Genomic DNA, 13271 nt, shown 5'->3' with positions numbered 1-13271 from the left:
GCTTCGTACGTGCGTTATTCCGCGCCGCTTTCAAGGTCGAACCTGCTGGGCTCAAGCCAAGCGAAACACGCCCACGGTGTTGCGCAGGCGATCTGCTTGTTGATCGAGCGACGCGGCAGCAGCGGCGGCTTGCTCGACGAGTGCCGCGTTCTGTTGCGTCACCTCGTCCATTTGTGAGACCGCACGGTTCACTTGCTCAATGCCATTGCTTTGTTCCGACGACGCCGCGGCAATCTCATTCATGATGTCGCTGACGCGACGGATCGATTGCACGATTTCGGTCATCCGCTCGCCGGCCACTGCGACCTGCCCGGTTCCTTGTTCAACGCGTGCGATCGATTGCCCGATCAGATCCTTAATGTCTTTTGCCGCACTGGCGCTGCGTTGTGCCAACGTACGTACTTCGCCGGCCACGACGGCAAAGCCGCGTCCTTCCTCGCCTGCCCGCGCCGCTTCCACGGCGGCGTTCAGGGCCAGGATATTGGTTTGGAATGCAATGCCCTCGATCACCGAGATGATGTTGCCGATGCGCTCTGACTGTTCCGAGATATTGCGCATGGTGCCAATCACTTCATCTACCGCTTCGCCACCGCGCGTGGTCGCGCCGGACGCTTCCGCGGCGAGACGGCTTGCCTGCTGCGCATTGTCGGCGTTCATTTTAACGGTGGAGGTCAGTTGCTCCATGCTCGAAGCCGTTTCCTGCAGCGAGGCGGCTTGCTCTTCGGTGCGTTGTGACAAGTCCGTGTTGCCCTGGGCGATTTCGTTCGAGCCGGTGGCAATGGAATCGGTGGCATGCTTGATCTCTTCCACGAGGTCACGCAGGCGTGTACGCATGCCGTGCAACGCGAACATCAGGCTGCTCTCGTCGCCATCGGCGAGCGGCACATCGGCGGCGAGGTTGCCGGCGGCAATCTGGGTCGCAAATGTCGCGGCTTCGTTTGGCTCGCCCCCCAGGGTTTTCTGGACGCTGCGCGTCATGAGCCAGGCGATCGTGCCGACGGCGATGATCAGCACGACGGTGATGCTGATCAGCACGCGGGCGACGCGCCAGAAAGCGGCATTGATATCGTCATAGAAGAATCCGGTGCCTACGCGCCACTTCCAATCCGGCACCTGGAACACGCCTTGCAGTTTTGGCACCGCGGGGGTATCGGCGCTGCGTTTGACCAGCAGGTCGATCATCGCGAAATGATTGTTCGCCAACCCCTGACGGTAGGCTTCGTCGTCGCTCATGCCGCTGGTGGTTTGATTGCCGGACAGCTTCTTGCCAATGAGGTCCGTGTTCGGATGGACGATGTTGACGCCACCGCTATCGGTAACCCAGAAATAGCTGACGCGATCAGGATTGGTTTGGACCAATGCCTGAATGGCTCCCGCTTGCGCCGCTTCCTGGGTCATACTGCCCTTTGCCTGTTGGTCACGGTAGTACTGGATGATGTGTTCCGCTTTTTTAAGCAGTGTGATCACTTCGGAACGACGACTGTCGAGCAACGAGGTATTCAATGAGTAGAGCGCGATGCCTGCAATGGCGACCACGCCGACCAGGGCCGTGACGACAAGGGACATTAATTTTGTAGAGGTCTTCATCGCTGCGCGACTCCGGTACAAGGTATGTCTGGTAAACGGGTCGAACGGTCGTTTCTTTAAGAGTAATTGTTTGCTCGTAAACCCCGTTGAGATACGCGGGATGTTGACATTCATATGTCGTGCGGCCTCCCCCGTTTCTGAGCAGCCTAGATAACTGATATGACACTTGCCATGTTATGTACGCCTCTGTCTTGGTGATGTGTTAAAGCGACTGTTTGAGAAATTTAAAGTTTCTGGTTACAAATTCTTACTGTCTCGTTTATGCTGCCGGCTGCATCTCCACAACAGCCCGTTATTCATAGGATTCCATGCCTTCCCGCGCGCGCTTTTTTCTTTCGTCGACTTCCCTCGTACCTTTTGAAGATGCGTATCGGCAGAAAAATACCGTTTGTATCCAGCGTCTCTTTTGGTTAATTGCAACGGCGTTTGTCGCGGCCATGGGTGTTTCCATAACGGCCCACGCCGGCACTATTTTCCAAAGTGTCAACACCCAGTTGACCGCATCGGCGGGCGGGCAATATACAAACTACCGTGAGTCCTCGAACAATCAAACGCTGGATACGGAAACGGGCTTTCAATCGGCGTACCAAGGGAAACTATCGATACAGCGCGATATGGCTGGCATCAAGGATGTCTATCTCAGCGCGAGTTTTGCTTATTCAAAGGGGCGTACGGACTACGACGGTCATCTGAACAGCGCCAGCGGCGCTTCCATTCCGTATCAAGCGGGCACTCGGGTGAACTCGACGGATGTCACAGTGAAGGTCGGTAAAGCGTTTCCGGTGACGAATCAGGGGCAGGTCATTTACTACGTGTATTACGGTTATCACCAATGGCTCCGTGATTCCACGAGTTACTATGGCTATGATGAGCATTATAGCCATCACAGCGCGGGGCTTGGCATGATCGGCCAATATGCGATCACGCCAAAATTGGTATTCAGCGGAGAAGCGTCGGTAGGCGGGACGTTCGCGGCCAGTATGAAGACCGATATCACGCAAGGTAAATTCAGGCTTGGTTCCGACCTCACGGTGATGGGGTCGCTTGGCCTCGATTATGCTGTCACGCAACATCTGCATGTGAACGCCGCCTATCAGATCAGCCATTTCAAATATGGCCAGTCAGGGACCGTAGACTATTTCTACTATGAGCCCAGCTCGACCACGACGAATCAAACGCTGCAAGTAGGGATGGGGTTGTCGTTCTAAGGCGAGGCGTGGTGATGCGCGTTGTACAACGCGCATCACCACGCATGTACAAACCACAGTAATACGTATCCCGGGCGCGCCTGTCGACGATTTGGTGCACGGAATCCCTGTAGGTGCACGCAGAGACGCGCTATGGGCCGATTGCGTCGGCCTCTAGGTCTCGTTGTTCCGCGCCGACTGCTGCGTCGCCAGCCATAAGCCAGCAAAGGTATTGGGGCCAGCGCTTTGCTATAGCCTCCAGCATGTCGCCGTTAATTCTCTGCTTGCCAATATAGGCGTTTCGCCACCGCAGGCGAGATATGCCGGTGGCACGTTCAAGGTCGATCCAGCGTCGACGGCTATCAACAACGTGATCGATGAATTTAACAAGTCGTTGATGCATGTCTTATCTAGACGTGAATATTGTGGCGACGGATGATCCGCGGCAATCCAATGGCGCAGATTTCGCTATCAATGCGTCGACCCATGTTGCCGTATGAAGATCAGCGGAATGTATCGGCGTCTGGAAATCATGACAATCAGACTGGGACTAATCGTTCTTGCAACCTGGGTGATTTGCTAGCCCTGATCGGTCGATGCCTGTCGCGATGTATTGCGTCACTACGGTGTCTTCCGTGGCCCAGATCGCGCAGGGGGGGCTGACGGTGCAAAGCTGGATCGCTGACGCCATGATTGCGTTTCACTTCGCTGTGGCGTCAAAGTGCGGACCGACGATTCGCGGCCTCGCGGAACGATCCTTGCGTACCTGTAATGTGCTGGACCACGTTCCAGGAGGAACTTTATGCTACAGCATACGCAATCCGCTAATCAGCCCCATCCCAGCAATGTCGAGCCTGACGCGATCCCACCGGCGCGGAAAGAGAATGGCGACATCGAAAGCGATGGTACCGAGGACAGGGATGTGATTGGCAGCCCGAATGACCCGACGTCCGACCCCAAAAAACCATCGACGGAAGCGTCGTAGCATCGCCCCACGAGCTAAATGGACGTACCTATGCACACTATTGATGCAAAATCAGATTTTTCGGAAGACGATCTCACTGATACCAAAGCCTTGGCCGCCCACAATGCGGAATTGGCCCAGGCGCAGCCTAATCCTATACCGAAGGCGGAGTGGGAGGACGGTAGCGATGGTAAAGGTCTGGTCGATCCTGTAAAGAATGCCGTCATGCCCGCAAAGAGTAAAATTTGACGTGTTCCGTCTCCAAAACAGCGGTTTGAAAAAGCATCTGACGTCATGAGAAGCGGCGATGTCGTGCCCTTAACCCGCCAAAATACCAGGCGTCCCTAAACGACGTGGAGCGTGAGGTTAGCAAGTACCGGGTCTGTGTGAATTTCTCAGATCTCTGAGAATTCGTCGGATTAGAAGTGCTCTGTCTGTCGATCTGAATCTCGCCCGTTTCCTCCGAGGTTAGAAAATGAAGCGACCTATGTATGCGATAGGTATTGGTGCCTCGGGAGTCGAGGGGTTGGATGATATCTGCCGACTTCTTGAGCGCTGGCCGGAGTCCATTGACGCTTCTGTTTTCGTTGTGCTGCATCGCTCAAGCGACAAGGTCAGTTACTTGGCAAAGGTTCTTCGGCGAAGAAGCCGACTCTCCGTTGTCGTTGCCACGAACGGAATGGCAACTCAGGCTGGAGTTTGCTATGTAGCTGAATCGAGTCAGGTATTGTACATAGACCAGAATGAAGCAATCGCCTGTCTGGACGGTTCAAGTAATCGCTATCGAAATCGTACCGTTGATGTTCTGTTCGCGTCCTTGGCTGCAAGCGTGGGAAGACGGGCCATAGGCATCGTATTGTCTGGATCGCTTGCAGACGGATCGAAAGGATTGGCGGCAATCCATCAGGCAGGTGGTTTAACGATGGTCTTAGATCCAGGACGTAAGCCGCGCGGCATGCAACAAAATGCCATCGACTATGACGGGCCTATCACCTACATCGAAAGCGTAGACGGGTTGCTGATAGCGTTGGACGGTGATTTTAGCAATCGCGGATCCAGAAGATAAAAGCACCGTGACATCGTAGAAGGAGCGCGTATGAGTATCAGTTACCTTTAAAAATACGAATACACATCATAAAAGTGCATTTTATAAACGTTTTATTTTAACAAGCATTGCTTATTATTTTAAAAAATCTGCTCTTTTTTCTTCATTAAGTGTGCGCGATGCGTGTCGCTTGTCTGACACATTGCCTTTTGCGCATCCGTTGATTGCCCACCCATCCCAGGGTGGTTATCTCTTTTACCACTAATAGCACGACGACATTGTTGCCAGATGGGGCGCGGGCCCGTTTGTGAAGATGGCGGTGAAATGATCGAAAAAGGGTAGTTGGCCCCTTCTATCGCGATCACGCTCACTGCGAATCTGGTGGAGGGCACTGATATGTACAAGACGGTCCGCGACAAGGCGGATGGGTGTATTGAGGCTGTGTTAAAACGCTGAACGTTATTTCGGGATGGCTGGTTTTCTGTGTTTGATATCCGGCTTCACGGCTGTTGCAAATATTGCAATGTCTTTGCGTCGGCTGATGATCGTTTTCTTTGCGGTTAATCACGCATGCGGCAACGCGTACAAGGATGCGTTTCGTCCGCGTAATCGCGTTGCTTCGGTTTTTGATAGCGACTTACTCGCGCTGGTTCGACAATATTGCCATAGCTATTTTACTTACATGAAATTTAAGACGCGAGATTGCAGGGGAAGGAATGATAAAACTGACAAAGGTTAATGTGAGTGGTGGATTGCCTGCTATATCAACCGAAAACATCGAGAATGTAAGTGAAAGTCTAGCTGAAAAGATAGATAAAGTAACCAATGCCTGTTTTTATACAATTTCAAGTAAAATTTCTGAAATAAGAAGTTCTGCAATAAATAATTTAGCGGAGTTGAAAATTTCATTAACACCAGATGAAGTAGTGTTTGCTGGTGAGTATAAAATATCCAAGAGTAATTCTAAGCCACTAAGTTATCTGCTTTCTTTCGGTGCTGAAAATGGAGTTATCGTTTCCGTTGTTTGTTCCAAAACAAATAATATTGGCATTTATCATATTGATGATATGAATTTTCTAGATAGGAATTTGAAAAAATTTATAAAAAAATTTGGTGATATAAAGAATTCCGATAACTGGAAGGTAACGATGGTGGGCGGTCAATGGCTTACCGGTTCTGGTTTAAGTTCAAAGGTCAAAGCGATTTTGCAGAATGAATATAATATTACTCCTGAATGGAATAAATGGTCGTGGTCAGGTTGTAGTGCTGCGATGTATGGTGTGTTGCTTAATGTTCAAACGACAGAACAAAAAACTTTCCAACATACCAGGCAATTTTCAGATAGCGTTAATAAGGATATTTTGCAACAACTTCGAAAAAGAAGCGATGTGCAGAGTGATTTATTGCATGCCAAGAATGACCAAGTTACGCTGTTTGATTCACATGAGTTTTCGATGGAAAAGAACAGAAGTATTATTGAGGAGCATGGTTTTAATGATGTTGTTTATCATGTAACTGCCTCGGGAATAAGGGCAAGGGATCATATTGATGGGTTTGTTCGAGAATTAAGTAATTTTCAAGGTGAAATGTTTTTAAGTTCGCGAAAGGAGCAAATAGTAAAAATAAATGAAATTTACCAAAAGCGCAATCTTCAAGACGTTGTTGGGTTGCATATTGAGAAAAATCGACGGCATTATTCTGAAGATGGTTCTTCGTTTAGTACGCGTAGCACTGATATTTCTCGGCAGAGAAATAGTAATTCAAGTTTGCGACATGCGCTCTATCAATCGTCACATGAATCAAGTAGTACGGGAATATCTGAAGGAAAAGAGGGGGCGAAGCAATTTATCGTTAGTAATTCTATAATTTTTACGAACCAAAAAGTAAATTTCACAAATCAGCAGCATAAACTGGCTGAAAAAGCAATTTCTGAACTTGAGAATGGACGTCAACACAAAAGTAGTCACCCCATGGTGAATACCCGGTTTTCGTCGTCCGTTCTAGCTAAATTAAAACAGGAATTTCCTAAAGTTGCGCTCGACAGACTCTACAGTAGAGACCTCGGGGATTGGGAAGGAACAGGCAAGGGAAGAGGACCCTGGCGCGTCGTGTCGGCACGCTGTGCTGATGACAAATTAATCATTGTCGGTGTATTTGATAATCATAAGAATCCTTATCAGCAGTGGTGAGAAAGCGGGAATAGGGTACTACGCTGATGATGATAATCTTTTCCGATGTTCAATGCCGGCTGGCGAAAGCGAGCCGAGCGGCCAGTCCGGCAAAAATCGATGCGAGCAGGTATTGAGGGGCCCGTGACGGTTTCTGCCGGGTGGCCCACCTCTGGCTAAGTTGACTTGCGGAAAGTATTACGACGCCGTTGACGACCAGACCGATGCCGTTGAGCACGGTCGCAAGGGTCATGATTTGAACGGCTACCCCAACTACATTGCAGTCACTGGACCTCGACGGACTGCTCGAGTTTAGAGTTATTTGATTAATAAAGTATCCTTTGTGTCTTTATAGACACTTTATTAATCATCTGTTGACAGAGTTGCGCGAAAATAATAAAGTATCCAAATAGGAAATTCGGATACTTTATTACTCTAATGCGTACCCTTGGCGAACTCAGCGCTGTGCTCTCCGACGCCGTGCAATCGGGCTCTACTGACAAGTCCGACCTTGCCGCAGCGGCTGGCGTAACTCGCGTCACGCTTCGGCGGGCGCTTACGGGTTCAGACTTCAAGGTCTCCACCCTTTTCGCAATAGCTGACCAGCTCGGGCTCGAGGTAGTGTTGGTGCCAAAAGAAGCTGCGCGGGGGTTAGTCGCGGAGTCGCTGGTCGCAGCCCCTCACGTAAAAACCCGGGTCGAGGCTGCGCTTGAGCGCGTCAAGAAGGTAGGTGACGCATGAACGTCAAAGCGCTCGAAATCCTGCTCGGCACGACCCGCGTGGGCGTTCTGTTCAAGTATGGTGATGACAATCCCATCATTCGGTTTGTGGCGGATGATGCTTTTGCCTACCTGAGCGCCCCCCCGACCCTGTCCCTTTCCATGGTTGCCGACGACGCCGACGCGCAGCGCGCACTGTGGGCGACCGTGACGGCCAAGGTGTTCAATGGTCGCTATTCCCCTCGCAATGGCTGGCTGCTTCCCTCGTTCTTTCAGGGGCTGCTACCGGAAGGGGTGTTCCGGGCGCACATTGCGGACGTTCGTGGCTGCGATCCTAAGGACCATTTCGAGATGCTGGCGGCCACCGGACGCGACCTCCCAGGTAACGTCTATGCGCGCCCTGCTCATCTTACGCGCGAGGAGTTGACGCATCTGGTCACCCAGAATGCCGATTCGCTCGAGATGACGGTGACTGAGGAGCCGATGGATGACGGAGTGTCGGTATCCGGCGTTCAGCCGAAACTTGCCGTCATCAAGGATGGCGACCGGTATGTCGGCCGCACCAAGATGCAGGACACCCATATCATCGCCAAGCTGCCGGTCGTGGGATACCCTCGCCTACCCGAGCTTGAAGAGCTGTCCCTGCGCCTGGCGCGCGCGGCGGGCGTCAGCACCTGTACCGCGCAGCTTGAGCCGCTGGAAAAGCTCGCGGTCGAGCACGGCTACGACTTGGGCGACGCTGATCAGAAAACGGCCTTTCTCGCCGTCACGCGATTCGACCGCCAACCTGGCAGCCGGATTCAGGTCGAGGATTTCGGCCAGATTCTAGACGTGCAGCCCGAGGACAAATATACGAAGAGCTATGCAGAGGTTGCAGCCGTCATGCTTGCGATACCGTCGCTTGGCGAGGATGCCGTGTATGAGTTGCTTCGCCGGCTGACGGTCAATGAGCTGCTCGGCAATCCCGACATGCATCTCAAGAACATGGGCGTGATTTATCGCGACGGCCACACGCCAGCGTTATCGCCAGCATATGACATTGTCGGGTACAGTGCATACGCCAACCGTGAAGGGCATGCGTTGCATATTCTGCCGCCGGTGGGCGAGAAGAAGCCGAAGTTGCGAGCACACAATCCAGGAGATGAGAAGCAAGCCAAGGCGCAGCTCTCTCCTGCAACGCTGCGGTCTTTCTGTGACTTGCTGGGTTTGGTCGAGAAGCCGGCCGCTGCTGTCATCCAGCGCACGGTCGCCGCTGCGGTAGACGTCTGGCCGGGAATGATTGCAGACTCGAACCTCACGGACATGCAGAAGTCGCGCTTGCTGGCACACTTTGATGCGCATCCGATGGTGTTTTCGCGTCGTAAGCGCTTACGCAAGTAACTTTTTAGCTGTATTTCAACTCAATTTGTAGAGCGTGGTTGCTTAACCGATTAACGTGGTCGTCAAAGGTGAGAGTGGCGTGAAGTCGCCAAAGCTGGTGTTAGGCACCACTGCGGCCGATGATCAAAAAGTGCCGCGAAGCTAGACGGTCGCATTCACCGGCAGGGGAGGGCGGCAATCGGCTAGGAAGCGACCTTCATGGTGATCGTTCAATTCTCTGGGTCAACCGAAACGGATCGACGGCCCACATTTCGCCAGCGCGGAGGTGCCGCTGTGAGAGGGCCAGCCACTTTCCGAGCGGCGTGAGACTTATTCCCGATGAAACCGAACCGCCGAAGGACTCGGAGACAAATGGCGCGTCATCTTCCGGGCGACGAATAACCTGAACAATGTGAGTGATGCCGCGTAGACGGGGATGGTTACTCGCCCAGGCGGGGTCTCCCATTTTCAGCCCGATGGTGGCGCAACGCGGAAGACTGAAGGCTGTGATCTCTCGCCCCTCAAGAATGAAGCCTGTCCGGGACTCAATCTCCTGAATGATCCGATCCGACCACGCTTGCAGGGCGTCTACATAATCGAAACCAAATACTGTGCAGCCAGCGGCTTCGTTCTCTGCTCGCATCGCTTTCGTGAGAAGCAGTCTGGTCCACCCCGAGCAGTCAATGACTGGAGGGTCTGCAGATAGTCCTTCTGACTTCACACCGCGCTGGTATCCGACTCGACCCGTGTAAAGTTGCACCAACTGCCACATCGTCATCTCGCCGGCATTTAAAGTCATTGTGCAAACCTTCGTACTGTTGACTGTGGGTGGCTATTCATGAGTCGAACCGAGATCGGTTTAGTCGTATCCCATGGAGAACGGTAGCCTGAAACGGATGCTGTTCGGCGTTGACTTGATGGAGAGGCGGAATGGCGCACTTTTGCATTCCGCAGGGATCGACTACCCCCCCACAGTCGCTAGCCTCAGGTGTAAGAGCCACGTAGTGCGAAATAGCCTTCGAGCGTAATGGAAAAGGCCGATTTGCCGGCAGCAAGTTGCAGCAGCAGAATCGACCCAAAGAAAATTGCCTGCTTAATGGTGCAACGCGACCAAAGTGACTGGGGCGATAAGCAACGAAGGCGGCCTTACCGCTTACGCAGACCGATGTCGTCGCTCATCGCGTACACCCTTTCCTTTAATCTACGATGCATCGATGCCCGTAGGGACCAGGATGCGTCCCCGGTGGGCAGACAAGTCCGGTGCGAGGCGACACCGTGCATCCTGACATCATGACAACAAAAACAGCGCCGAACGCAAGGAACGCAAGTTTTTTCATGATCATCCCTTTAGGGGAAGCAACGGTGGCCGTGGGGTCCCGGATGCGTGCCGGGCGGGCACATTGGGGAGCCGCGCCAGTGACCAGGGACCCACGCATAGGCGCGCCCGTCCCACTGCCAATGTCCGCGAACCCACGCGTATCCGACCCGTGGCGGTGGTACGACTTCCACGCGCAGCGGCGGTGGCGCCGGCCGGGCAACGATCACTTCCTGTGCGAACGCAGCGACATTACCGCAAACAGCCACCACAGCGACGACCCCTGCCGCCGCCAACAATTTGTTCAGACCTTGCATGACTCCTTCCATCTCAAAACACATAAGCGAGTTGCTTACTGAATTAAACGGGCGGTGCCGCAGGATCTGTCGGAAGTTTTTGTAACGATTGATTTCTCCGGGCGCGCTTGATGGTCGCCATCGTTGCGCGGCGTCGGCTTGCCGTTGGCGAACAGCGGCGTCAGCGCACGGCGATCTGCTTCCCAGCGCCCCTGTGCGTCGACGTCCTGGCGTGTCGGAATAGTCACGCGCCCCTTGGCCCAGTCCAACAAGGGCCGCGTCCACCAAGTCATCCGCCGTCATCGCGCCCCGCCACGTGCGGGTAGCGGCCTCGAGTCATGAATTCGCCATTGCACACCTTGTCCAGGGGCTTAGGGTCTCGTTCGAGGCATGAAGGACGTAGGGCAGGTACGGTATAGCTAGCGAAAAATTGTTTTCCGGCGCAGATCCGACGGCTGAACGTCCGCTCAATCGCAACCGCGAATGTCGCCGCATGGGCGGTTACTGCCCTGCAATGCCAGCTAAAAAATATTCAACTAGATTGTCTATGACCGGCTATCAAAGGACGTTCGTGTGCTTCCGCGATTAGACATTGGAATGACCGGTTGAATCCGCCGGGACTAATTCCGGGGTAGGGTCAGAGCGAGCAGTCAAATGAACCGATAAAAGTTCAATGGTGGCGTTGCGTGCCGACATTGCATCGGCGTTGGTTTACTAACTTAGGCATTAGCTTAGGTTTTTTCAAGCTAGCGGAATGTGATATTCCACTAAGCGGTTCGCTTGCCCCTTGCGACTGTTGCTATAGGTGCGTGCTCCTCGCGCATTGTTCTGCTTCTGACCAGATATCACTCACAGCCGTTGCTTTGGTTCGACGGGTGTCGTTTGTACCGCAAAGACATTCATATCAGTTATATTAACGTTGTGATGGCAATGTTAATGGACTATAGCGTTAACGATGCCCGCGATAGTACCCATATCGGGGTGGAGACTGTCTGTGCGTTGCACAGCCACTTCGAGGAAGTCGAGGAGCGACTTGCCATAGAATTTCGGCAGATTGTGGAGAACGGATAATCGTTTGCGGAACGCATTGTAGTCGCTCGATTTTAGGGCGCGGAAAGATGCAATAACGTTGACATTGCATAATGTTGGCGTTTTTATTAAATCGTAATGGGCGTACGGGAATCGCACATGCCGTCACTAGATGATGCAGTCATACAAGATTTAGAAAAACGTCTGGTAGCGTTTTTAAAGAAAAAAAAATGAGTGTAGCGTACCCGAACTTCTCGACGCGGGCGGCTCAGCCGCAGTTTTCAAGGTTACGTGCGCCGGCGAATTACGCGCCTTTAAAGTATTCGACCCGAAGTTTCTCAGCGGTCCATCTGGACCGGCAGAACGTAGACGATTGGACGTTCAGCGGCGCCTGGTAAGTCACGATTGCCCGAATTTAGTAAAAGTATTTGAAATTTCAGAGGCAGAAGATACTGCATTCACGGAGATGGAGTTTATCGACTGGCCTCAACTAGCTAAGTCGCTGAGTTCTGTACCGGATGAGCATGTGCATTCGCTAATTTCTCAGTTAGTGGTGGCCGTTCAATACCTAGATGAACTTAATATCGTACATCGTGATATTAAGCCTGAGAACATCCATGTATCCCCGGATTTCAAGCAGTTAAAGCTTCTTGACCTCGGTGTGGCGCGTGCGTTTGAAATGTCTGATGGGGACGAAGCGAGCCTTACCGATACAGGCCAAACGCGCCCCTTTGTAGCGACTGCGCAATACAGTTCACCCGAATACCTGTTCCGCTTAGATGCACCGACGACTCGCCTCTGGAAAGGTTTGAATATTTACCAAGTTGGAGCAGTTCTTCATGATTTAATCATGAAACGGCAGATTTTCCATGATGAAGTGACGATGGGGAATCGATGGCTAGTTGCTCGAGCCGTCATGACAAACATTCCATCTTTCGGCGATTCTGGTGATGGACGTTTAGCAACATTAAAGGCTCTTTCAAGTCGTTGTTTAACAAAAGACCTCGATACGCGGTTGGCGATTGTTGAATGGAATGACTTTGCTAGAGATGTTACTGACGATGCCTTGTCGCGTTTGAAGGGGCGTCTGTTGAAATCTGTGCCGAGTGCAGCTAAGCAAGCGAAAGTGGCTCGCGATGCTCAATTGCAGTTTCAAAGAAATTCATTTGAAAAGCGATTTTCGGAGTCTGTGAGAGCAAATTTGCTTGGTGTTTGCGAAGGCCGGTTTGTTCTTAATATGCGGCCGCCTAAGCTTGTGGAACATCCAGTCTATCAGTTCGAGTTATCGGTAACCGATACAGTATGCATTCTGTGTTTGGTGTGTTTTCGATGGTGCGACGCTTTGCAGGAAAATACCGCTACGTTGATGTACGGTGCGTATATCGTAGAGGCGGAGAAAGGAATCGATACTAAGTTTCAAGCCGACGCAATTGCTTGTTCTGTCACTATTCAGGAGGGCGAGGCTGAGGGCGAGCATATATTGACTAATACGCTAGCAGAAGTATTTTTAGCTGGCCTTGATATTATCGATGCAAATCCTGGCGACGCTTCGGCTATACACGGCATGACTTTGAGCAAGCAGACCCCTTAAGAGCGAGACCG

Annotated in this window: 12 protein-coding genes and 2 pseudogenes; 8 read left to right on the top strand and 6 right to left on the bottom strand. The window is 52.2% G+C overall.

Annotation, left to right across the window (positions count from 1 at the left end; genetic code table 11):
* Window positions 1-51 precede the first annotated feature (51 nt).
* Entirely contained in the window at window positions 52-1587 is a 1536-nt protein-coding gene (locus WM40_RS05595) for a methyl-accepting chemotaxis protein (RefSeq protein ID WP_046152381.1), read from the bottom strand.
* Window positions 1588-2024: 437 nt separating this feature from the next.
* Here WM40_RS05595 and WM40_RS05590 point away from each other — a divergent pair, with 437 nt between their 5' ends.
* Window positions 2025-2795 (top strand): hypothetical protein, encoded by a 771-nt coding sequence (locus WM40_RS05590; RefSeq protein ID WP_157685209.1) that lies wholly within the window; start codon window positions 2025-2027, stop codon window positions 2793-2795.
* Between the two features lie 130 nt (window positions 2796-2925).
* Here WM40_RS05590 and WM40_RS31200 read toward each other — a convergent pair whose 3' ends face one another.
* A complete protein-coding gene (locus WM40_RS31200; RefSeq protein ID WP_046152380.1) occupies window positions 2926-3177 on the bottom strand; it encodes a hypothetical protein in 252 nt (83 codons plus the stop codon).
* 399 nt (window positions 3178-3576) lie between these two features.
* Between WM40_RS31200 and WM40_RS05580 the strand changes: the two genes are divergently transcribed.
* From WM40_RS05580 to WM40_RS29960, 4 genes are all read left to right on the top strand, one after another.
* Entirely contained in the window at window positions 3577-3759 is a 183-nt protein-coding gene (locus WM40_RS05580; RefSeq protein ID WP_024905684.1) for a hypothetical protein, read from the top strand.
* Between the two features lie 30 nt (window positions 3760-3789).
* Window positions 3790-3987: a hypothetical protein gene (locus tag WM40_RS05575; protein ID WP_157685723.1), complete on the top strand. Its 198-nt coding sequence runs from the start codon at window positions 3790-3792 to the stop codon at window positions 3985-3987.
* 226 nt (window positions 3988-4213) lie between these two features.
* Entirely contained in the window at window positions 4214-4804 is a 591-nt protein-coding gene (locus tag WM40_RS05570; protein ID WP_046152378.1) for a chemotaxis protein CheB, read from the top strand.
* Between the two features lie 695 nt (window positions 4805-5499).
* Window positions 5500-6972: a hypothetical protein gene (locus WM40_RS29960; protein WP_157685722.1), complete on the top strand. Its 1473-nt coding sequence runs from the start codon at window positions 5500-5502 to the stop codon at window positions 6970-6972.
* Window positions 6973-7021: 49 nt separating this feature from the next.
* On the opposite strand, the pseudogene WM40_RS31195 reads toward WM40_RS29960, so the two are convergent.
* Window positions 7022-7219, bottom strand: a pseudogene (locus WM40_RS31195) (LysE family translocator); the annotation flags it as partial.
* A gap of 170 nt (window positions 7220-7389) precedes the next feature.
* Here WM40_RS31195 and WM40_RS05550 point away from each other — a divergent pair.
* The gene (locus WM40_RS05550) at window positions 7390-7692 is read left to right on the top strand and encodes a helix-turn-helix domain-containing protein (RefSeq protein ID WP_046152374.1); all 303 of its coding nucleotides are present in this window, start codon (window positions 7390-7392) and stop codon (window positions 7690-7692) included.
* Window positions 7689-9050 carry a type II toxin-antitoxin system HipA family toxin gene (locus WM40_RS05545; RefSeq protein ID WP_046152373.1) on the top strand — a complete coding sequence of 454 codons (1362 nt, stop codon included), beginning with the start codon at window positions 7689-7691 and terminating at the stop codon, window positions 9048-9050. The genes WM40_RS05550 and WM40_RS05545 overlap by 4 nt, the downstream gene beginning before the upstream one ends.
* A 196-nt stretch (window positions 9051-9246) precedes the next feature.
* On the opposite strand, the gene WM40_RS05540 is transcribed toward WM40_RS05545, so the two are convergent.
* The 3 genes from WM40_RS05540 to WM40_RS31190 form a co-directional block, all read right to left on the bottom strand.
* Window positions 9247-9672, bottom strand: coding sequence for a hypothetical protein (locus WM40_RS05540; RefSeq protein ID WP_157685721.1), 426 nt, complete (start codon window positions 9670-9672; stop codon window positions 9247-9249).
* 704 nt (window positions 9673-10376) lie between these two features.
* Entirely contained in the window at window positions 10377-10661 is a 285-nt protein-coding gene (locus WM40_RS05535; protein WP_046152451.1) for a YXWGXW repeat-containing protein, read from the bottom strand.
* A gap of 35 nt (window positions 10662-10696) precedes the next feature.
* Entirely contained in the window at window positions 10697-10912 is a 216-nt protein-coding gene (locus WM40_RS31190) for a hypothetical protein (protein ID WP_236693399.1), read from the bottom strand.
* A gap of 1028 nt (window positions 10913-11940) precedes the next feature.
* Between WM40_RS31190 and WM40_RS05520 the strand changes: the two are divergent.
* Window positions 11941-13260: pseudogene (locus WM40_RS05520) on the top strand (protein kinase domain-containing protein); the annotation flags it as partial.
* Window positions 13261-13271: the final 11 nt, after the last annotated feature.

The organism is Robbsia andropogonis (assembly GCF_000970345.1).
Lineage (GTDB): Bacteria > Pseudomonadota > Gammaproteobacteria > Burkholderiales > Burkholderiaceae > Robbsia > Robbsia andropogonis.
The sequence above is the reverse complement of the archived record's forward strand: the minus strand, read 5'-3'. Positions and strand labels throughout refer to the sequence as shown.

Bases quoted from the DNA above. Each gene is read 5' to 3' on its own strand.
- WM40_RS05595 (WP_046152381.1), bottom strand. From the start codon at position 1,587: ATGAAGACCTCTACAAAATTAATGTCCCTTGTCGTCACGGCCCTGGTC.
- WM40_RS05590 (WP_157685209.1), top strand. From the start codon at position 2,025: ATGGGTGTTTCCATAACGGCCCACGCCGGCACTATTTTCCAAAGTGTC.
- WM40_RS31200 (WP_046152380.1), bottom strand. From the start codon at position 3,177: ATGCATCAACGACTTGTTAAATTCATCGATCACGTTGTTGATAGCCGT.
- WM40_RS05580 (WP_024905684.1), top strand. From the start codon at position 3,577: ATGCTACAGCATACGCAATCCGCTAATCAGCCCCATCCCAGCAATGTC.
- WM40_RS05575 (WP_157685723.1), top strand. From the start codon at position 3,790: ATGCACACTATTGATGCAAAATCAGATTTTTCGGAAGACGATCTCACT.
- WM40_RS05570 (WP_046152378.1), top strand. From the start codon at position 4,214: ATGAAGCGACCTATGTATGCGATAGGTATTGGTGCCTCGGGAGTCGAG.
- WM40_RS29960 (WP_157685722.1), top strand. From the start codon at position 5,500: ATGATAAAACTGACAAAGGTTAATGTGAGTGGTGGATTGCCTGCTATA.
- WM40_RS05550 (WP_046152374.1), top strand. From the start codon at position 7,390: ATGCGTACCCTTGGCGAACTCAGCGCTGTGCTCTCCGACGCCGTGCAA.
- WM40_RS05545 (WP_046152373.1), top strand. From the start codon at position 7,689: ATGAACGTCAAAGCGCTCGAAATCCTGCTCGGCACGACCCGCGTGGGC.
- WM40_RS05540 (WP_157685721.1), bottom strand. From the start codon at position 9,672: ATGCGAGCAGAGAACGAAGCCGCTGGCTGCACAGTATTTGGTTTCGAT.
- WM40_RS05535 (WP_046152451.1), bottom strand. From the start codon at position 10,661: ATGCAAGGTCTGAACAAATTGTTGGCGGCGGCAGGGGTCGTCGCTGTG.